Origin of the sequence: Glycocaulis sp. (genome assembly GCF_051859565.1) — a bacterium.
GTDB lineage: Bacteria > Pseudomonadota > Alphaproteobacteria > Caulobacterales > Maricaulaceae > Glycocaulis.
In genome coordinates, this window is sequence record NZ_JBHYFK010000006.1 from 125,758 (window position 1) to 143,881 (window position 18,124).

At 63.2% G+C, this 18,124-nt stretch carries 19 protein-coding genes; 8 read left to right on the forward strand and 11 right to left on the reverse strand.

Annotated elements, in window-relative coordinates:
- Positions 1-17: 17 nt before the first annotated feature.
- Complete coding sequence (locus ACTIGC_RS10155) at positions 18-332, forward strand: hypothetical protein (RefSeq protein WP_439634289.1); 315 nt, start codon at positions 18-20, stop codon at positions 330-332.
- A 271-nt stretch (positions 333-603) separates the two neighbouring features.
- Here the strand turns inward: ACTIGC_RS10155 and ACTIGC_RS10160 are convergent, their stop codons facing one another.
- Positions 604-1,821 (reverse strand): NADP-dependent isocitrate dehydrogenase, encoded by a 1,218-nt coding sequence (locus tag ACTIGC_RS10160; protein WP_439634290.1) that lies wholly within the window; start codon positions 1,819-1,821, stop codon positions 604-606.
- 108 nt (positions 1,822-1,929) lie between these two features.
- Here ACTIGC_RS10160 and ACTIGC_RS10165 point away from each other — a divergent pair, with 108 nt between their 5' ends.
- The 3 genes from ACTIGC_RS10165 (at position 1,930) to rpsD (ending at position 5,366) form a co-directional block, all read left to right on the forward strand.
- The gene (locus ACTIGC_RS10165) at positions 1,930-2,688 is read left to right on the forward strand and encodes an RNA methyltransferase (RefSeq protein ID WP_439634291.1); all 759 of its coding nucleotides are present in this window, start codon (positions 1,930-1,932) and stop codon (positions 2,686-2,688) included.
- Between the two features lie 52 nt (positions 2,689-2,740).
- Positions 2,741-4,561 (forward strand): heparinase II/III domain-containing protein, encoded by a 1,821-nt coding sequence (locus ACTIGC_RS10170; protein WP_439634292.1) that lies wholly within the window; start codon positions 2,741-2,743, stop codon positions 4,559-4,561.
- A 187-nt stretch (positions 4,562-4,748) separates the two neighbouring features.
- Entirely contained in the window at positions 4,749-5,366 is a 618-nt protein-coding gene (rpsD, locus tag ACTIGC_RS10175; RefSeq protein ID WP_429911562.1) for a 30S ribosomal protein S4, read from the forward strand.
- Positions 5,367-5,427: 61 nt separating this feature from the next.
- On the opposite strand, the gene ACTIGC_RS10180 is transcribed toward rpsD, so the two are convergent.
- From ACTIGC_RS10180 to ACTIGC_RS10200, 5 genes are all read right to left on the reverse strand, one after another.
- Positions 5,428-6,774 (reverse strand): flavin monoamine oxidase family protein, encoded by a 1,347-nt coding sequence (locus ACTIGC_RS10180; protein WP_439634293.1) that lies wholly within the window; start codon positions 6,772-6,774, stop codon positions 5,428-5,430.
- The gene (locus tag ACTIGC_RS10185; RefSeq protein WP_439634294.1) at positions 6,767-8,233 is read right to left on the reverse strand and encodes a sodium/proline symporter; all 1,467 of its coding nucleotides are present in this window, start codon (positions 8,231-8,233) and stop codon (positions 6,767-6,769) included. Before ACTIGC_RS10185 ends, ACTIGC_RS10180 begins: the two co-directional genes overlap by 8 nt.
- A 25-nt stretch (positions 8,234-8,258) precedes the next feature.
- A complete protein-coding gene (locus ACTIGC_RS10190; protein ID WP_439634295.1) occupies positions 8,259-9,554 on the reverse strand; it encodes an APC family permease in 1,296 nt (431 codons plus the stop codon).
- An 85-nt stretch (positions 9,555-9,639) separates the two neighbouring features.
- Positions 9,640-10,068, reverse strand: coding sequence for a hypothetical protein (locus ACTIGC_RS10195; protein ID WP_439634296.1), 429 nt, complete (start codon positions 10,066-10,068; stop codon positions 9,640-9,642).
- Positions 10,069-10,072: 4 nt separating this feature from the next.
- Positions 10,073-10,420 (reverse strand): glycine zipper domain-containing protein, encoded by a 348-nt coding sequence (locus ACTIGC_RS10200; RefSeq protein ID WP_439634297.1) that lies wholly within the window; start codon positions 10,418-10,420, stop codon positions 10,073-10,075.
- Between the two features lie 157 nt (positions 10,421-10,577).
- Here ACTIGC_RS10200 and mgtE point away from each other — a divergent pair, with 157 nt between their 5' ends.
- Complete coding sequence (gene mgtE / locus ACTIGC_RS10205) at positions 10,578-11,882, forward strand: magnesium transporter (protein WP_439634298.1); 1,305 nt, start codon at positions 10,578-10,580, stop codon at positions 11,880-11,882.
- Positions 11,883-11,993: 111 nt separating this feature from the next.
- On the forward strand, positions 11,994-13,190 hold the full coding sequence (locus ACTIGC_RS10210) for an acyl-CoA dehydrogenase (RefSeq protein ID WP_439634299.1): 1,197 nt from the start codon (positions 11,994-11,996) through the stop codon (positions 13,188-13,190).
- A gap of 105 nt (positions 13,191-13,295) precedes the next feature.
- Here the strand turns inward: ACTIGC_RS10210 and ACTIGC_RS10215 are convergent, their stop codons facing one another.
- The 3 genes from ACTIGC_RS10215 to ACTIGC_RS10225 all read right to left on the reverse strand — a co-directional run bounded on the left by ACTIGC_RS10215 (position 13,296) and on the right by ACTIGC_RS10225 (position 15,536).
- The gene (locus ACTIGC_RS10215; protein WP_439634300.1) at positions 13,296-14,054 is read right to left on the reverse strand and encodes a ThuA domain-containing protein; all 759 of its coding nucleotides are present in this window, start codon (positions 14,052-14,054) and stop codon (positions 13,296-13,298) included.
- A gap of 64 nt (positions 14,055-14,118) precedes the next feature.
- Positions 14,119-14,529: a PaaI family thioesterase gene (locus ACTIGC_RS10220; protein ID WP_439634400.1), complete on the reverse strand. Its 411-nt coding sequence runs from the start codon at positions 14,527-14,529 to the stop codon at positions 14,119-14,121.
- A gap of 8 nt (positions 14,530-14,537) precedes the next feature.
- Complete coding sequence (locus tag ACTIGC_RS10225; RefSeq protein ID WP_439634301.1) at positions 14,538-15,536, reverse strand: M20/M25/M40 family metallo-hydrolase; 999 nt, start codon at positions 15,534-15,536, stop codon at positions 14,538-14,540.
- A gap of 119 nt (positions 15,537-15,655) precedes the next feature.
- Here ACTIGC_RS10225 and ACTIGC_RS10230 point away from each other — a divergent pair, with 119 nt between their 5' ends.
- Both ACTIGC_RS10230 and grxD read left to right on the forward strand, forming a co-directional pair.
- Positions 15,656-15,886 (forward strand): BolA family protein, encoded by a 231-nt coding sequence (locus ACTIGC_RS10230; protein ID WP_439634302.1) that lies wholly within the window; start codon positions 15,656-15,658, stop codon positions 15,884-15,886.
- 86 nt (positions 15,887-15,972) lie between these two features.
- Positions 15,973-16,305, forward strand: a complete 333-nt coding sequence (gene grxD / locus ACTIGC_RS10235; RefSeq protein WP_439634303.1) for a Grx4 family monothiol glutaredoxin — start codon at positions 15,973-15,975, stop codon at positions 16,303-16,305.
- A 234-nt stretch (positions 16,306-16,539) separates the two neighbouring features.
- Here the strand turns inward: grxD and ACTIGC_RS10240 are convergent, their stop codons facing one another.
- Both ACTIGC_RS10240 and ACTIGC_RS10245 read right to left on the reverse strand, forming a co-directional pair.
- Positions 16,540-16,935, reverse strand: a complete 396-nt coding sequence (locus tag ACTIGC_RS10240; protein ID WP_439634304.1) for a hypothetical protein — start codon at positions 16,933-16,935, stop codon at positions 16,540-16,542.
- 67 nt (positions 16,936-17,002) lie between these two features.
- Positions 17,003-18,124: a nitrilase-related carbon-nitrogen hydrolase gene (locus ACTIGC_RS10245; RefSeq protein ID WP_439634305.1), complete on the reverse strand. Its 1,122-nt coding sequence runs from the start codon at positions 18,122-18,124 to the stop codon at positions 17,003-17,005.

Here is an 18,124-nt window from a genome sequence, read left to right on the forward strand (position 1 = left end):
AAGACAGGAGACACGCCATGATCGCCCTTATTGCCGCCAGCCTCGTCTTCACGCCCGCACCGGAGGTGAACGAGGTGGACCTGCACATCTACTGCAACGCGCAGGCCGGTATCATGACGCAATATCTCGCCGATACGCAGTTTGCTGAAAACCTGATGATGGAAACGGCTGAGTGGCTGGATCAGGCCGTCGCTGATGGCCGCACCACCCGCGACCACATCATATCGGTCCAGGACGCGCTCTTTCCGGTCAATCAGGAACTGATCCTCGCTGACGATTTGGCCGCGCTGGAGGCGCGCTTTGCGCCGTGCGAGGAGGCGTTCGGAGGGTAGAGGGCTCGCGTCGCCACCTCATGGCTCCCAGCTCGGGGGCAGCCCCCGGTTGATAGGTATTCGGACAAGTCAGGCCAATTTGGCTCGCGCGCCCTCTACATCGTCATTCCAGAAAGCGCGTCAGCGCTTATCTGGAACCCAGCGTTTCTCAAAAAGACTGGGTTCCGGCTTTCGCCGGAATGACGAGGGGGTAGCCTCCAGCCCGCCAATACAACAAAAAAAGCCCCGCCGTTTCCAGCGGGGCTTTTTACATGAAACCAGGCAATAAGCCCTAATTCTTCATCGCGTCGGCGAAGCGCTCACCCAGCTTGTCCAGGAAGCCTTCGGTGGAGAGCCAGCCCTGCTGGTCGCCGACCAGAAGCGCGAGGTCTTTCGTCATATAGCCGCTCTCGACCGTCTTGGTGACGGTAAGCTCAAGCTTCTCGGCAAAGTCGATAACGGCCTGATTGCCATCCATCTTGCCGCGATGATAGAGGCCGCGCGTCCAGGCGTAGATCGACGCGATGGAGTTGGTCGAGGTCTGCTCGCCGCGCTGGTGTTGGCGATAGTGGCGGGTGACCGTGCCGTGGGCGGCTTCGGCTTCCACCGTCTTGCCGTCCGGCGTCATCAGCACCGAGGTCATCAGGCCGAGCGAGCCAAAGCCCTGTGCCACGGTGTCGGACTGCACGTCGCCATCATAGTTCTTGCACGCCCAGACATAGCCGCCGGACCATTTCATGGCCGCTGCCACCATGTCGTCGATCAGGCGGTGCTCATAGGTGATTTTCTTGGCGTCGAAATCGGCCTTGAACTCTTTCTGGTAGATTTCCTCGAAGATGTCCTTGAAGCGCCCGTCATAGGCTTTCATGATCGTGTTCTTGGTCGACAGATAGACCGGCCAGCCACGGTCCAGGCCATAGCGCAGGCAGGCGCGGGCAAAATCGCGGATCGACTCGTCCAGATTATACATGCCCATGGCGACGCCGCCGCCGGGGAAGTTGAAAATCTCGTGGGTGATCGGCTCGCTGCCATCTTCCGGCGTGAAGGTCATGGTCAGCTTGCCCGGACCCTTCACCACCATGTCGGTGGCGCGATACTGGTCGCCAAAGGCGTGGCGGCCAATGACGATCGGCTTGGTCCAGCCCGGCACAAGGCGGGGCACGTTCTTGATGACGATGGGTTCGCGGAACACCACGCCGCCAAGGATGTTGCGGATCGTGCCGTTGGGCGAGCGCCACATCTTCTTCAGGCCGAACTCTTCCACGCGCTGCTCGTCCGGGGTGATTGTGGCGCATTTCACGCCGACGCCGTAATGCTTGATCGCCTCGGCGGCTTCGACCGTGATCTGGTCATCGGTCTCGTCGCGTTTCTGGATGGAGAGGTCGTAGTATTTCAGATCAATGTCGAGATAGGGCAGGATCAGCTTCTGCTTGATGAGATCCCAGATGATCCGGGTCATCTCATCGCCATCAAGCTCAACAACGGGGGTATCGACTTTGATCTTTGCCATGTGCGGTGTGCTCTTCTCTTGAGGGCGCGCGAAGGGACGCGCTAGAGGTGGGCCTTACTGGTTCGGGCGGTCATCTAGCATCGCCCACCCGTTTAAGAAAGGGCAGGTATGTCATCAAGTGAGGGCGCAGGCGTGCCCGGCCCCGCTTTCGTGCTGGTCAATCCGCAAATGGGCGAGAATATCGGCGCGGCCATGCGAGTGATGGCCAATTTCGGCCTTGATGATTTGCGCATCCATGCGCCGCGCGACGGCTGGCCCAATGAGCGCGCCGAGGCGATGAGCGCCGGTTCGCCCCTCTACACATCCGCCCGCGTCAGCGATGATCTCGATGACGCGCTGGAAGGCTGCACGGTGCTGTACGCCACAACGGCGCGCCCGCGTGGCATGGTGAAACCTGTAATGACCGCGCGCGAGGCGATGGCCGAGGCGAGGGGGCTGATCGCAGCCGGGCAGAGGCCCGGCTTCCTCTTCGGGGCAGAGAAATCCGGGCTTCCCAACGAGCTGGTTGCCCGCTCGCGCGCCATCCTCACCCTGCCGGTGGATCCCGGCTTTGCCTCGCTGAACCTCGCCATGGCGGTGGGTGTGCTGGCCCATGAATGGCGCGCAGGCGATCCGCCGCCGCAAGAGTTCAAGCCGCTGGAGGAGGCCGCCGATGCGGTTGCCCTCCACCGCATGTATGAGCATTTCGAGGATGAGCTGGAGCGCGCGGGCTTCTTCTTCCCGCTGGAGAAGAAACCTCTGATGACGCAGAATCTGCGCAATATCTTCGCCCGCGCGGGCCTGACCGAACAGGAAGTGCGCACTTTCCGCGGTGCCATCAAGGCCCTGACCATCGGAAGAGGGAAGGCCAGGGTGGTGCGGGATTGAGGGTTGGACGCTCAAAAGCCGCCCCCGGCAGGGGTTGCCCGGAGAGCTGGGAATGCTAGGCATCAGGGAAAAGGGGATCCGGATGCGTTTTAGTCTTCTCTTCTCGCTCGCTGCGCTTGCCGCGCTCGCTGCTTGCACGGAACCGTCACCGCCGCCATCTGCCACGGTTCAGTACGCGACTTGTGAGGAACCGGCCGAGCGGATCATTCCAGCGGACTGGGCTGAAGAACATCTGGCTGAAGGTTCGGCGTATTACGAGGCGCTGTTTTCGCCCGAGGCCCAGCAGGCTGTTCTGGATGGTCCGGTAGTCAGGGTTCCCCGTTTCCGGTCCGGCACCGACCGTCAGGTGGAGTTTATCCGCGAAGGGCGCATTTTTGTTGATAGGCGCGGGGACCTGGTGGAGCTTGAGCATGTCGACTGGTCCAATGACGATCACGCGTTTGTAGCTACTCAGCTTCATGGATTCACGGCGGTCGGTACGCTGTTTGCCCAGCATGAAGAGCAACAGGATGAGGATGTTGAACAGGCCCTGATGCGGCTGATCCTCAACTGGGGGCACTGCGCGGCGCACAACCGCGACATCAATCCGCGTGCCTGGCACGAGGGCACGGTGATGAAGCGGCAGTCCAATCTGCTGCACACGCTCAACTATATGCGCGCCCATGGTCCGCATGACGAGCTCACCCTGACCACGCTTCTCTACCTGATCGATGCTGGCGCGACCTATCTGCTGGACGAGCCGAACGTGTACTCACCGGGCAACCATGGCATTCGTCAGGACATGTTGCTGGCGGCGACAGCCTTGTCTCTGCCCCAGCATCCGCGGGCTGGTGAAATGCTGGAGCTGGCGGAAAGCCGTCTGGAGCTGGCGGCCCGGCGCATGTTCACCGAAGAAGGTATCTGGTCGGAGCAAGCGCCAGGCTATGTGAATTATATGGTGTCGCTAATGAACGGTGTCAGGCGCTTGCGTGATCGCGATGCTGGCTTCAACCCGAGCCGTTTCATTCGCAACCAGAATGCCAGCCGAGCTTTTCTTGTGGATACGGCATTGCCGGACCGCACTATCCCGACCGTCGGGCGGTCCAGCCAGCAGACGATCAGTCCGGCCGTTGCAAGAGGCCGGGTAATCGAGCGGCGACTGGAAGAACTGGCGCGTTCGCTAACGGTTTTCCCCGGCTATGGACATGCCGTCATCCGCGGCGACCATCCCGATGGTCTGTATTTGCACTTCACTGCGTCTCACAATCTACCCGCGCGCAAGCGCCATGCCGATGAGCTTTCAGTGCTGCTATACAATCATGGCCGGATGTGGATCACTGAAGGCGGCCAAAACTCCACGCAGAGTAGTCCCATGACGTATTATCTGCGCAGCGCGTTTGCCCATAGCACCTACACGCTAAATGGCGGCTATCTTGACGAACATGAAGAATTTGAGCGGGCGGTCGGTATCACTGATAGCAGCTCTGAGCAGTCCGGTTACCGGATCGAGGGGCGTTCGGAACGGTTCTTGGAACCGGCCTCCTTTACGCGGGCCATTATCGTTGACAGCGATTTCCAGACGGTGCGCATAACAGATACATTGTCGTCGGAAGCGCCGGGTGAGTGGGAAGGTCGGTTTCACTTTCCCGGTGATCTCTCGGTGAATGTGGAAGGTCAGAGGGTAACGGTCAGCGATCCCGGCGCTGCCCGGACCATGACAGTGACATTCCGCTCGTCGGCGCCGCTTTCGTTTTCGACTTGCCGAGGCGAACGAAATCCTGTCTGCGGGTGGGTCCAGGACAGAAATGACGGGGACTCAGTCGCTCCGGCCACTACTTTGTCGTGGTCGTTTGATGGGGATAATGAGGTCATGATCGATATCGCGTTTGAATAACGCCCCCCTCCACACCCGCGCTGATTGACAATTCCCAGCCCCTGCAGCATAAGCCGCGCTTCCCTCACGCTGGGGCTGGTGACAGTCCTGAATATTCATCCCACGGGACGATGCGTGAACCGCCGTGTTTTATAGCCGGTGCGAGGTGAGGGCGCACAGGCCGGGCCGCATCACATAAGAGAGAACCATGTCGAAGCGTCATTCGCAGAAATACAAAATTGACCGCCGTATGGGCGAGAACATCTGGGGCCGTCCGAAGTCCCCGGTGAATACCCGCTCCTACGGCCCCGGCCAGCACGGCCAGCGCCGCAAGGGCAAGATGAGCGATTTTGGCCTGCAGCTCATGGCCAAGCAGAAGCTCAAAGGCTATTACGGCAACATCACCGAGAAGCAGTTCGCGCGCACCTATGAAGAGGCGCAGCGCCGCCGTGGCAACACGGCCGAAAACCTGATCGGCCTTCTCGAAAGCCGTCTGGATGCGGTGGTCTACCGCGCAAAATTCGTCCCGACCGTGTTTGCGGCCCGCCAGTTCGTCAATCACGGCCACGTGACGGTGAACGGCAAGCGCGTCAACATTTCGTCCTACCAGGTTAAGCCGGGCGATGTGGTGGAAGTGCGCCAGAAGTCGCGCAACATGGCCCTCGTTCTCGAAGCGCTGGACAGCGCCGAGCGCGACGTGCCGGACTATATCGATCTCGATGCCAAGGCGATGAAAGCCACCTACACCCGCGTGCCGGAATTCTCCGACGTGCCCTACCCGGTGAAGATGGAACCGAACCTGGTTGTCGAATTCTACGCGTCGTAAGACGCCGCCGGAATATCGAATACGAGAAGCCCGTCAGCTTTGCTGGCGGGCTTTTTTGTTTTTAGCGGCCCAGCGCTTTTGCCACTTCGTCCGCCGCGCGCGCACCCGCCTCCAGCGCGCCCTCGATATAGCCAAAGCCGTGAATGGCGGTTTCGGTGCCGGCAACGTGGATCGGCCCGATGGCTTCGCGCAAGTCCGGTCCCAGTGTCGTCCAAACGCCGGGACCGAGGATCGAGGCGTAGCAGCCGCGCGTCCACGGATCGCTGGTCCAGTCCTTGTCGGCATAGTCGATGGGGCTGCGGGCCTCCGGCCCGAAGAAATCGGCAAACGCCTCCAGCACCGCCTCGCGGCGGGTCTCCGGCGACACTTGCGACCAGCGGCGCGCCTCTTCGCCTTCAATGAAGCCGAGGAGCAGGCCGGAGTCTTTTCCCTTCTCTGTATTGTCGAAGGTCACGCGCACGGCGAGATTACCGCCGACCGCCTGCCCGGACAGGCCACGCTCCCGCCAGAAGGGCCGCTCATATTGCGCGACGCACTTGATGCACGCTCCGGCGGGCATGCGCCGCCACAGCGCATCACGGTTTGACGGCAGGGCCGGATCGAAGCGGATGCCCAGCGCCTGAGAGGGCGGGACGGCAAGGACTACGCGTTTCGCGCGCCAGCTCTGGCGGCTGGTGGTGACGCTGACGCTGACGCCATCCCTGTCCCAGCCGATTTCCTGCACCGGCTCGCCATAGCGCACACAATCGCCCAGAGAGGCGGCCAGAGCGCTGGCAAGCCCGCCCATGCCGCCATGCACCCGGTCCTGCTGCGCCCCGCCGGAGACCGATAGGAGCGCATCCAGCGAGCCGCCAGAGCGGGCGTAGAAGAGCGCATGGAGAAGCGACAGCTCGTGCGGCTCGGCGCAGAACACCGCCCCGATGCCGATGGTGAACATCTCGCGTGCGCGGGCTGTAAGCGTATGGCGGCGGAGGAAGTCCGCGACCGTCATCCGGTCCCATATATGCGCCTTGGGGTGCGTCCACGGCATGGCCGGGTCAAGCTGGCGCGCCATCTTTTCAAAACGTGAGAGCGCGTTGTTGAGATCGAGCAGGACCGGGATGGGGAGATTGGGAATGGTGCCGCGATAGCGTTTCAGCCGCCCGGCCTTCACCAGATGATCGCCCTCATCCCAGAGCGGATAGGTGGCAAAGCCCATTTCGGCGATCAGAGCGTAGAGCCGGTCCTGACCGGGGCCGACCCACTGGCCGCCAAGATCGGTCCCGTCGCCATTGGTGAAGGTGTGGGAGAGGACGCGGCCACCGGCACGCTCTCGCGCTTCCAGCACCACGACATCATGGCCGGGCGCGAGGCGGCGCGCGGCCTCCAGCCCCGAAAAGCCTGCGCCGATGATGATGACATCATGCATGGGCGGGGCGTCTCCAGGTGAAGACGATGAGGAGCGGCAGTATCCACGGCACCACGCGCTCGAAGGGTGAACCTGGCAGGGCGGCAAGGTCGGCGAGGAAACCGCCCAGACCGCCGGTGCCTTCCAGCCCTACGCCCCTTATGAGGAAGAAAAGCGCGCTCATGCCAAAGCCGAGCGCCATGGCAGCAAGGATCGCGCCTGTGGCCGGTTCGACGCGTGCCACCCGGGCGACCACGATCGGCCCGAAGGCAGCGCCCAGCGCCGACCATGAGAACAGCACGCGGTCAAAGATCGTCGCCGGGATGGCCAGCGCCATCACCACGGCGGCGGCGCACAGGGCCGCCATCACGATGCGCGAGATCATCACCTCGCGGCCCGGATAGCGCTTCGAGACGCCCATATCGTGGGAGACGGCTGCGGAGGTGGCGATCAGCAGCGAGTCCACTGTCGACATGACAGCGGAGAGCACAGCAGCGATGATGATACCGGCGAGGACGGGCGGTAATAGCTCGCCCGCCAGCGTGTAGAACAGCGCTTCGCCCTCCTGTCCTGCACCCAGCAGCGCACGGCCCGACAGGGCTAGCGTGATCATGCCCGCATAGACGATGAGGCCCCAGCCAATGGAGACGGCGAAGGCGCGCTTCCTTGCCGCTTCGTCCTTCACCGCCATCAGACGGCTCATCAGCTGCGGCTGGCCGAACGTGCCAAGCCCGATACCGGCCACGCCCAGCGCAAAGCCGATGAAGATGAAAAAGGCGCGCTCCCCGGTGAAGGACATATAGCCGTCCGGCGCGGTGGCCTGCAGTGTGGACCAGACCTCCGCTGGCCCGCCTGCGGCTATAAGGGCCAGCACGGGCAGCAGGATGGCAATAAGGGCCATCATCGCGCCTTGCAGCGTGTCGGTGACGCTGACTGCCCAGAAGCCCCCCAGCAGCGAATAGAGCAGGATGATGCCTGCCCCGATCAGCACGCTTTCCAACCGGCCGAGGCCGAACTGGTTTTCAAAGGCGATGGCCGCCGCGCCGAACTGGGCCGCGATATAGAAGATGAAGCAGAACAGGACGAGGAGCGCACCGGCCCAGAGGATCGCCGTACGCCCTGTGCCCTTGGCGCGCGCGGCCAGAAAATCGCCCAGCGTCACCTGATTTTCTGCCGCGCTTTCAGCACGCATGCGCGGCCCGAACCAGACCCACATCACGACATAGCCGCCGAGTATCCCCGGCACCATCCACAGCGCGGAGAGCCCCACCGCATAGACAAAGCCGGAAAAGCCCAGGAGCACCCAGGCAGACGAGGTGGAGGCTGCATAGGAAAGCCCCGCCACCCACGGCCCCAGCCCGCGCCCGCCCAGCAGGAAGTCGGTCTCGGTGCGGTTCAGGCGCGAGGCCCACAGGCCCACACCCACAAGGACCAGCTTGTAGGTCACCAGCGTGATCAGCACGGCCAGTTCAGCGTTCATTCTCTCCCCCGTCTTGTTCTATCGCTCAGGCCCGGCGCGCATTCACAAACTGCATCAGCGCGTAGATGACGGCCCCTGCCACCAGAAACGCCGCCGTGATGACCATGGAGCGCAGCGGCACCTGGCTGAGCAGCACCAGCGAGCCGAGTACGGCCAGCACCGGGATGGTCCAGCCCAGCGGCAGGCGCATCGGCTTTTCGGTCTCGGCGGGCAGGGCGCGCACGCGCGGCATGGCGGCAATGCAGCCCACATAGATCAGCACGCGTACAAACGCGCTCATCGCGGCGAGGGCAAAGAAGTCGCCCACCACGGCGAGGATAGCGGCCAGCACGGCGAAGAAGATGATGGAGTTGGCGGGCACATGGGTGCGTTCATCCACCTTGCCAAACCAGGCGGGCAGGGTCTTTTCCAGCGCCAGCGCGTAGGTCAGGCGCGGCGTCGTCACCACCGTGCCGGTGATATTGCCGCCGACCGACACGATCACGCCCAGCGTCAGGAGTAGCGCGCCTGCAGGCCCGAACAGGATCGCGCCCGCATCGACCAGCGCGCGCTCTGAAGTTGCCAGATCCGGCACGACCGCCACGCAGACGATCTGGATGACCACGTAAAGGAGGGCCACGACACCCAGCGCCCAGAAAAGGCCGAGCGGCATGGCCTTGCCCGGCTCGCGCGTCTCGCCGGCGGGGATGACCGCCGCTTCCCATCCGACAAAGGCGTAGATGACCAGCAGGACAGCCGCGCTCCACTGCGCGCTTTCAGGGAAGCCAAGCGAGTTTTCGGGGAACATCTCAGGATTGATGTGAAACAGGCCCACCAGCGCGATGGCGAGCAGTGGCAGGAATTTCAGGATGGTGAGAACGCCCATCGCGCGCATGGCGGGTTTCGCGCCTGCGATATTGATGCCCGCCAGCACGGCGATGATCGCCACAATGACCAGAATACGCAAAGGCCCGCTCTCAAGCGCGGGCACGAAGAAGGCGATTGAGGCCACCATCAGGTTCACATTGGCGGCAAAGGCGGTGATGCGCGTGGCGTAGACGGCAAGCCCGGTCTCGAACCCGGCAAACTTTCCAAAAGCGGTGCGCACATAGAGCACGGGCCCGCCGGTGGAGGTGAAGCGGCTGGCCAGCTCGGCATAGCAGGCAACGATCAGGCCCAGCAGTACGGCACAGACCACATAGACGAGCGGGCTCCACACGCCCATCAGGGCCGCCGCGCCGCCCGGCACCGCAAAAATACCAGCGCCGATCATGCCGTTGACGGCCAGAAGCCAGATGCCCCGGGCCGTTATCTGCCGTTGAAGTTTCTCGCCGCCAGCCATCTCTGCCCCCGCATCGGTGTGGGGGCAGAGACTGGTCTGCTACGAAGTGATCGGCAAGCCCTTGAGAGGATTAGGTGTGACGGCGCTATTCGCCGTCATCATCTCCTCCGCCACGGCCCATTACCACCATCAGCGCGATGGCGGCCGCGCCTGCGGCCAGCAATCCGCCGCCTTTGAGCGCGGGCAGGGCCGAAACAAGCGCAATCTTGGCCAGGCGCTTCTCCGCCTCACGCTGCGCGCGCTCCTTCAGCTCATGTCGTTTCTGCTCAACGGCCATGACGATGAGCACAACGATGGCAGCAAGCAGAAATACGCCCGCCATCAGGGCCAGCGTCGTGACAAGGCCGATCGCCTCGGCCAGCAACACGCTGGCAAGCACGCAGCCAAACACCACCGCGCCAATGACACACAAGGCCAGCAGGATTTTGAGGTAGATGCGCCGCTTCAAATGATTGCTGACCAGCGATATGTGCCCGCTGGCCAGCGACATCAGGGCATTTACGGGGCCAAGCATACCGCTAGCGGCGCGCCAGGAAGCCGATCAGAAGGCCGGCGGCCGCCGCAATGCCAAGCGCCTGCCAGGGATTGTCACGCGTTTCCTTGATGATGCGGCCCTCTACCGTATTCCACTGGTCGACGACCTCCTCAATGAGCTGTTCGCCGACATCCTTGCCCTGCTTGACCGTGGTTTTCGCGGCGGTCGAGGCTTCGTGGGCGCCGACCTTTCCAACGCGTCCGACCTGCTCAACCAGCTCACGGAACTCGCGCTTGAGCTCTTCGAGCTCGGCAGCAAGGGATTCAGCATCTGCCTCGCGCTTGACGGCAGATTTCACCTGTTTGGCGGCGCGTGCAGCAGAGGTGCTCATATGTCTGTCCTTCCTTCTTCATGGCAGTGACAGCGAGGCGGCGTGGAATAACTTCCACGAGCGCAGACATCTGACTGATACGCTCTTGGTAAGTGCCGCCTTGCAGGTCTAGAACACAGGTAACGCGGTACCTCCCGTTTGGTTGCAAGGAGTTCATATGGCATTCGATGAAGCCGGAATGGCGATCACCATAGACGCAGAAGACCATCCGGCTGATATCGCCCATGCCTTGTCCGAGATCGATCCGGGCGAGGCTTGGAAACTGCTGTGCGCACTGCCCGTCGAGGTTCAGGCCGAGGTGTTCGGCTATATCGAGCCGGAACTGCAGGAAGAGACCATCGAGCACATGACGCGCCCCCAGCTCACCGCCCTCATCACCGAGATGAAGGCGGACGACCGGGCCGACGTGTTCAACCGGCTGTCCGAAGAGCAGCAGGAGATGCTGCTGCCCGCGCTGGCGCATGTGGAGCGCGAGAACATCCGCAAGCTGTCCTCGTACGAAGAAGGGACGGCCGGGGCCATCATGACCTCCGACTACGCCACACTGAAGGCGGACATGACGGCCAAGGACGCGATTGCGCAGCTCCGCCGCGAGGCGCCGGACAAGGAAACCATCTACCGTACCTATGTGCTGAAAGATGATCGCGAACTGATCGGGACGGTGCGCCTGACTGACCTGATCCTTGCGCCCCCTTCGCGCAAGGTTGCCGATCTGATGGATGATGATCCGGTCTATGCCTTTGTGGACGATGACCAGGAGAGCGTGGCGCGCACCATCGCGAAATACGACATTCTGGCCGTGCCGGTGGTCGATGCGCAGCATCATCTTCTGGGTATTGTCACACACGATGACGCGATGGACGCTCTGGAAGAAGAGGCCACCGAAGACTTCCTGCGTCTCGGTGCGCACGGCGAGATTACCGAAAGCGTGCGTACCGCCGGCATTATCACGCTCTACCGCGCGCGCATTGTCTGGCTGGTCCTGCTGGTCTTTGGCAATCTGCTATCGGGCTTCGGCATTGCCTATTTCGAGGACACGATTGCCGCCCATATCGCGCTGATCTTCTTTCTGCCGCTCCTCATCGCCTCTGGCGGCAATGCCGGGTCTCAGGCCGCCACGCTGATGGTGCGCGCGCTTGCCACTGGCGATGTGCGGTCACGGGACTGGGGCCGCATGCTGGGCCGGGAGTTCCTTGTTGCCGGCGCGCTGGGCATCACCATGGCTCTGGCGGTCTCCGGCATTGGTGTCTTCCGGGGCGGGCCGGACATTGCGATGGTCGTTGCCAGTTCGATGATCATCATCGTGCTGGTGGGCAGCCTTATTGGCATGTCGCTGCCCTTCGTCCTGTCGCGCTTCAACATGGACCCGGCAACGGCCAGCGCCCCGCTGGTCACCTCCATCGCGGACGCCACCGGCGTGGTGATCTATTTCTCCATCGCCAGCATGGTGCTGTTCACCTGACAGTCTCCGCGCCGTCCTGTGCATCAGGTGAAAAAGTCTCTGCCTTTTGCGCGCCAAGGGTAGTAGCAAGACGCCACTCGGGTCCGTCGAACACTGCGAGGAGAACGTATAATGGCCGGCACCAATACCCAAGGCCCAGCGATCCAGTTCCGCTGGGACGACGCCCTTCATCTCGACACGCTTCTGACCGAGGAGGAGCGCATGGTCTCCCAAGCCGCGCGCGACTATTCACGCGGCGAGCTGCTGCCGCGCGTGATCGAGGCGGCGCGCGAGGAAAAGTTCGACCGCAAAATCATGACCGAGATGGGCGAGCTGGGCCTGCTGGGCGCCACCCTGCCGGAAGTCTATGGCGGGTCGGACCTCTCCCACGTCGCCTACGGCCTGATCGCGCGCGAAGTGGAAGCTGTTGATTCCGGCTATCGCTCCGCGATGAGCGTGCAGTCCTCCCTCGTCATGTACCCGATCTTCGCCTTCGGTTCTGACGAGCAGAAAAAGAAATACCTGCCCAAGCTGGCCTCGGGCGAGTTTGTCGGCTGCTTTGGCCTTACCGAAGCCGATGGCGGGTCCGATCCGGGCGCGATGCGCACGACCGCCAAGAAGGTCGATGGCGGGTACGTCCTCAACGGCTCGAAAATGTGGATCACCAACTCGCCGATTTCCGATCTGGCGGTGGTCTGGGCCAAGCTTGATGGCGAGATTCGCGGCTTCATCGTGGAGCGCGGCACCAAGGGCTTCGAGACGCCCAAGATCGAAGGCAAGCTGTCGCTTCGCGCTTCGGTCACCGGCTCGATCTCGCTGGATGACGTGAAAGTGGGCGAGGATGCGATCCTGCCGAACGTGAAGGGGCTGCGCGGTCCGTTCTCATGCCTCAACAAGGCGCGCTACGGCATCTCATGGGGTGCAATGGGCGCAGCCGAGTTCTGCTTCCACGCCGCGCGCGACTATGCGCTGGAACGCGTCGTCTTCGGCAAGCCGATTGCGGCCACGCAGCTGGTCCAGAAGAAGCTGGCCGACATGCAGGCGGAGATCACGCTTGGCTTCCTTGGCGCGCTGCAGCTTGGCCGCCTGATCGACCAGGGCGCCTTCGTGCCGGAGGCCATCTCGCTGATGAAGCGCAATAATTGCGGCAAGGCGCTGGCCATTGCCCGCGAGGCGCGCGACATCCATGGCGGCAATGGCATTGCCGAGGAATACCACATCCTGCGCCACGCGATGAACCTGGAAACGGTCAACACCTATGAGGGGACGCACGATATCCACGCCCTCATCATGGGCCGTGCCATTACCGGCCATCAGGCGTTTGCGTAGGTACGTCTGAACTCCCGGAAGCTGCGCGAGCAGCTATCCGGGACCTCGTGCAGAACTAGCGAAGAGAGGCCCCGGAAGCTGCGCGTCCGGGGTTTCAAAATCCCCCTAATCCTCCAGCCCGGCCGCCCAGGCGATGCCGCCGCGCACATGTTCGAGGAAGAGCGGCTCGGCAAAGCTTTCGCGGGTATGGCCGAGCGCGGTGTAGAATACCCGCCCGCCTTCAAACGTGTGCGACCACGCCATCGGCACCTCGCCGCCTTCCTCGCCGATGGATGCTGCATCAAGCGTCATCAACAGGCGGACGTTCCCGTCAAAGTCGGAGAACCAGTACCATTCATCGGTGCGGGTGAAGCGCTCCGGCAAAGCGCGGGTTGCGGGGTGATCGGCGTCCACCACGGTCAGATCGCCATCGGGCGTGCCGGGCGGATGCATCTCGAAGGCTGCGCCGATCATCTGCCGGTACCAGGGCCAGTGGTAATGCGCGTCCGCCGCGGCATGGATCGCCGCCACCCCGCCCCCGCCGCGCACAAAGCCCTGCAGGGCGGCGCGGCCCTCATCGCTCAGCCATTCGCTCTCCGGCGTGCTGCCGGTGGTGGAGCTCAAGAGCACCAGCACATCGATGCGCTCCAGCGCGCCCTCATCAAATATCGACGGGTCCTCGCTCGCCTCGAACTGCCAGCCATTCTCTTCAGCGATCACCCGTAGCGCCTCGATCCCCGGCTCGATGGAGTCATGGCGCCAGCCCGTGGTATGGGAGAAGACGAGTACGCGAGTGCGGGTTTCGTCACCGCTTACTTCCGCACAGGCGGGTGTTAGCGTTAACAAAATGAGCCCTGAAAGCGCGGCAACAAATGTCCTGAACATGAGCTTTTCCCCTTTACCGCCCAGCAAAGCAGGTCAGGCGTGAAGCCGCAAGGCGGGAGGAGGTCTACCCCCGCGGCCACATATTGAGCTGGGTCTGGGTGGTCAGAGAGACCAGCTTGCCATCCTCGCGCTCGATGCGGGTCTGCCAGACCTGGCTGGTCTTACCCTTGTGGATGGGTGTCGCCGTGGCGATGACCTTCATGCCCACGGGCGGGCTGGAGATCATATTGGTCTTGCTCTCGGTCGTCGTGGTGCCAACCGCCCCTTCCGGCAGGGAGATGAACGCCCCCGTCGCGCCTGCAATGTCTGCCAGGCTCATCATCGCCCCGCCATGGAGCGTGTCGCCGAGCGTGCATATCTCTGCGCGCACCTCCATCTCGGCGACGACCCGCTCCGGTCCGGCTTCCGTAATCACTATGCCCAGCGTGCGCGCCAGCGGAACGGCAAGATCGTTCAGTTGTTCGACCGTGAGCATCATGCCGGCTATTTCTCCACCGCTTCAGGCTGGCGCGAAGGCGATGTGGCGATGAGGTCCAGCATGGCATCGGCGCGCCGCGCCACATCCACCGACGTTTCCACCGCGCCGCCGAAGAAGGCCAGCGTCATATTCTCATACGTATCGGTGATCTGGTGATAATGCTCGTGATCCTCCACGCCGAGATAGAGGAACGGAATGCCTGCCGCATGGAAGGGGCCGTGGTCTGACAGCATCGTCCAGTCATTGCGCGGATCGTCGGTAGGCTCGTCATAGCCGGTGCGCAGATTGACCGGGGACACCTCGGCAGCGGCGCTCACCAGCTCGAGCAGGACCGGATAATGCCAGGTGCCGACCGCGTAGAGATCATCGGTCTCGCTATAGGCGATCATGTCCATATTGAGCATGAAGCCGATCTGTTCATAGCCTTCGGGCCGGTTGGCCACGAAATGGCGCGCGCCGCGAAGACCGCCCTCCTCGGCGTCAAACGCCACGAGGATCACGTCGTTCTCTGGCGGGTTCTCCATGAAGGCCGCCGCGACCGCCAGCAGGCCCGCCGTGCCGGAGGCGTTGTCGTCCGCGCCATTGAAGATATTGCCGTCCTCATCCATGCCGACATGGTCGTAATGGGCGCCGACCACCATCACGTGCTCGCCCGGATTGGCCCCGGCGATACGGCCCACCAGATTGACGGCGGTCACCGTTTCACGCTCCGCATCAGGATCACGGAAATCCAGCGAACGCTGGAAGGTGAAGCTCTGTTCGTAATTTTCAAACACCGCCTCGACGCCGATCTCGCCCAGCCGTTCCACGATATAGGCGCGGGCGCGGGCATTACCCTCTGAGCCCACCAGCCGGCCTTGCATGTCATCGGCGGACAGAATGCGCAGATCGGTAACCGGCTGCGGCTCTCTGCCGCCGGAGATTGCCATAATATCGCAGGACGCGAGTGACAGGGCCAGAACCGGCGCAGCCAGAAGCGCTGAGAATCGAAGATCGAAATGCATGGGGCTAGCGGGCTCCCGTCCCATATGAACTGTTATAATGCTGGCCGGAGCGGGATTCGCACCGGTAATTCCGCGCCAGTCTAGCGCGGGGCAAGCTGCCGCGAACAGGAGGAAATTCCATGCCCATGGCCGCCGACGATATTTCGCGTCTGATCCGCGAAGCGCTGCCCGATGCGCAGGTGGAGATCGAGGATCTGGCAGGGGATGGCGACCATTATCGCGCGACCGTTGTCTCACCGGCCTTTGCCGGCCTGCCCCGCGTGAAGCAGCACAAGCTGGTCTATGACGCGCTGGGCGGACGCATGGGCGGCGAGCTGCATGCGCTGGCGCTCATCACCCGCGCGCCCTGAGCGCCCCGCCCTGACAGCCATGCTTGACCGGATGGCTGGCGCTTCCTAGCTGTCTTGCAAGATATTCCTGCGCGAAGGAGCGCCCCATGACCGACACCGCCACGCTTGAATCGATCCGCAACACGGTGGAAGGCCACGATGTCGTGCTGTTCATGAAGGGCACGCCGCTGTTTCCGCAGTGCGGCTTCTCCTCCCTCGTTTCGCGCGTGCTCCAGCATATGGGCGTGGAGTATCACTCGGTAAACGTGCTCGAAGACATGGAAGTGCGCGAAGGCATCAAGGTCTACTCCGACTGGCCGACCATCCCCCAGCTCTATGTGAAGGGCGAGTTCATCGGCGGCTGCGACATCGTCAAAGAGATGTTCGAGACCGGCGAGCTGAAAGCCTTTTTCGACGAAAAGGGCATTGAGGCGGCTTAGGGGTTTGTGCTGCAACATTGTCATGGCCCGGTTTATCCGGGCCACCCATGCCTCTGGCCTTCGCGCATGATCGTTCTTTGCAGGCATGGGTCCCCCGCATAAAGCGGGGGATGACAGGCGGAGAGGGCTACCCGCGCGGCCGTGGCGTGGGCACCTGCAGCCTGAAAAAGCGCGAACGCGCGCCCGCGACTTTTCGCGGAACATCGCAACGCGGATGCGTTGCGGAACTAAAAACTACCGCCTCGGTCTCGGCGTCGGGGCCTGCGGATTGATGACGCGCACGCTGGCGCTCCCTGGCAGGCCCAGCTCATCGCGGCTCCAGACCAGCTCCACCCCTTCAGGCAGGAAGGCGCGGCAGTGATCAGGCTGCAGGCGGCGCAATTCCACGGTGAACGTCCAGCGGGTGCGCGAATCCACCATCACCACTGGCTCGAAGCTCTCCTTTGTGGTGCAGCCGTTTGAGCGCACCTGAACGCGGATCGAGCCGTCCGGCATGTCCTGCCAGTAATGGATGGTTTCCCGTTCGCCGGGCAGCGCCCGTGAGGGCTGCAGGGAGGGCGCAGGCGCCGCCGCGCACGCCGCCATTATCAGGGCAGCGCCCGAAGCGGCCATCCATCGTGCAAACGCCATCAGACTCATGCCTCCAGTTTTAACCGGCATAATCCCTGACAGGCCACACATGACTGCAAGCTGAAGGCTAGCCGGTGACCCACATCACCAAAATCTCGCCGCCGGTGGTGCGCCGTGCGGCGTGGACGCCATCGGCGTCGACGGCAATGGCCGCCCCGTCAGATTCCATGCCCCAGAGCGAGCCGCCCAGAAAGGCCGTAACGCCGGCGCGCGCCGAGCTGTCCTGCAGCCGGCCCGCGAGGGCATGGGTCTGCCAGGCTTCTCCTTCGCTCAGGCGGCCAGCATCCTCGCGCGGCACATCATCGGGCCAGGGGGTGACATAGCCGCCCCATGGTTGGCCCCAGACGCCGCCCGGCTGCAGGAAGGCAGGAACGGCCAGCAGGTCCGCCCCCTCCAGTGCCGCGTAGACGTCCGGGTGCCAGGAATCGGCGCATATGAGCACACCCAGCCGCCCGGCAGGCGTCTCGAACACGGGATAGTCTTCCAGGCTGGCGGCGGCGGTGAAGCCTGCCTCGGACGGAATGGGATAGACCTTGCGCACCAGCGCGCCGTGGACCCGTCCATCGGGGGCAAAGACGGCGCTGACATTCTCCAGCGGGCCATCGTTCGCGGTCACGATCCTGCCGTCCTCGATGCGGGCGCCTGCCAGCACGACCGAACCGGCAACAAGGGTGATGCCATAGTCTTCGGCCAGCGCCGAAAACGCCGCCTGATAGCGCTCTGCCATATCGGCGCTGCGCATGCGGAATACGGCCGCCGCAGCCCGGTCCGCTTCAGGGCTTGTCAGTACCGAGCCTGCAAAGGGCAGGGGGTTGGCCGCGATGAGCGCGGTCATCGCGCCTTCGACGCTTGCCGCCCGGTACACGCCGCGCGGCGCGTCGGCCGCGACCAGCCAGGTGCCGATATGTTCGGGAAAGACGGCGATTGTACGCGGCGTGAGCACGCCTGCTTCGCGCGCCGCTTCCAGATAGTCAGCCAGCCGTGCGGTGAAGGCCCCGGTGCTAGCGTAGTCTTCGGTGCGCATGACCGGATCAATCGCGATGAGGTTTGTGCCAGAGACACTGCCCGTCTGGGTGATAACGATCGGATCGGCCAGCGGAGCCGCCGGTGCCGGCAAGGCACGCCAGAACGACCATCCCGCCAAGGCGGCGGTGATGATACAGGCGGTGAACAAGAGCCAGCGGGGCAT

Coding starts and splice junctions, on each gene's coding strand:
- ACTIGC_RS10155 (WP_439634289.1), top strand. CDS start 18: ATGATCGCCCTTATTGCCGCCAGCCTCGTCTTCACGCCCGCACCGGAG.
- ACTIGC_RS10160 (WP_439634290.1), bottom strand. CDS start 1,821: ATGGCAAAGATCAAAGTCGATACCCCCGTTGTTGAGCTTGATGGCGAT.
- ACTIGC_RS10165 (WP_439634291.1), top strand. CDS start 1,930: ATGTCATCAAGTGAGGGCGCAGGCGTGCCCGGCCCCGCTTTCGTGCTG.
- ACTIGC_RS10170 (WP_439634292.1), top strand. CDS start 2,741: ATGCTAGGCATCAGGGAAAAGGGGATCCGGATGCGTTTTAGTCTTCTC.
- rpsD (WP_429911562.1), top strand. CDS start 4,749: ATGTCGAAGCGTCATTCGCAGAAATACAAAATTGACCGCCGTATGGGC.
- ACTIGC_RS10180 (WP_439634293.1), bottom strand. CDS start 6,774: ATGCATGATGTCATCATCATCGGCGCAGGCTTTTCGGGGCTGGAGGCC.
- ACTIGC_RS10185 (WP_439634294.1), bottom strand. CDS start 8,233: ATGAACGCTGAACTGGCCGTGCTGATCACGCTGGTGACCTACAAGCTG.
- ACTIGC_RS10190 (WP_439634295.1), bottom strand. CDS start 9,554: ATGGCTGGCGGCGAGAAACTTCAACGGCAGATAACGGCCCGGGGCATC.
- ACTIGC_RS10195 (WP_439634296.1), bottom strand. CDS start 10,068: ATGCTTGGCCCCGTAAATGCCCTGATGTCGCTGGCCAGCGGGCACATA.
- ACTIGC_RS10200 (WP_439634297.1), bottom strand. CDS start 10,420: ATGAGCACCTCTGCTGCACGCGCCGCCAAACAGGTGAAATCTGCCGTC.
- mgtE (WP_439634298.1), top strand. CDS start 10,578: ATGGCATTCGATGAAGCCGGAATGGCGATCACCATAGACGCAGAAGAC.
- ACTIGC_RS10210 (WP_439634299.1), top strand. CDS start 11,994: ATGGCCGGCACCAATACCCAAGGCCCAGCGATCCAGTTCCGCTGGGAC.
- ACTIGC_RS10215 (WP_439634300.1), bottom strand. CDS start 14,054: ATGTTCAGGACATTTGTTGCCGCGCTTTCAGGGCTCATTTTGTTAACG.
- ACTIGC_RS10220 (WP_439634400.1), bottom strand. CDS start 14,529: ATGCTCACGGTCGAACAACTGAACGATCTTGCCGTTCCGCTGGCGCGC.
- ACTIGC_RS10225 (WP_439634301.1), bottom strand. CDS start 15,536: ATGCATTTCGATCTTCGATTCTCAGCGCTTCTGGCTGCGCCGGTTCTG.
- ACTIGC_RS10230 (WP_439634302.1), top strand. CDS start 15,656: ATGCCCATGGCCGCCGACGATATTTCGCGTCTGATCCGCGAAGCGCTG.
- grxD (WP_439634303.1), top strand. CDS start 15,973: ATGACCGACACCGCCACGCTTGAATCGATCCGCAACACGGTGGAAGGC.
- ACTIGC_RS10240 (WP_439634304.1), bottom strand. CDS start 16,935: ATGGCGTTTGCACGATGGATGGCCGCTTCGGGCGCTGCCCTGATAATG.
- ACTIGC_RS10245 (WP_439634305.1), bottom strand. CDS start 18,124: ATGCCCCGCTGGCTCTTGTTCACCGCCTGTATCATCACCGCCGCCTTG.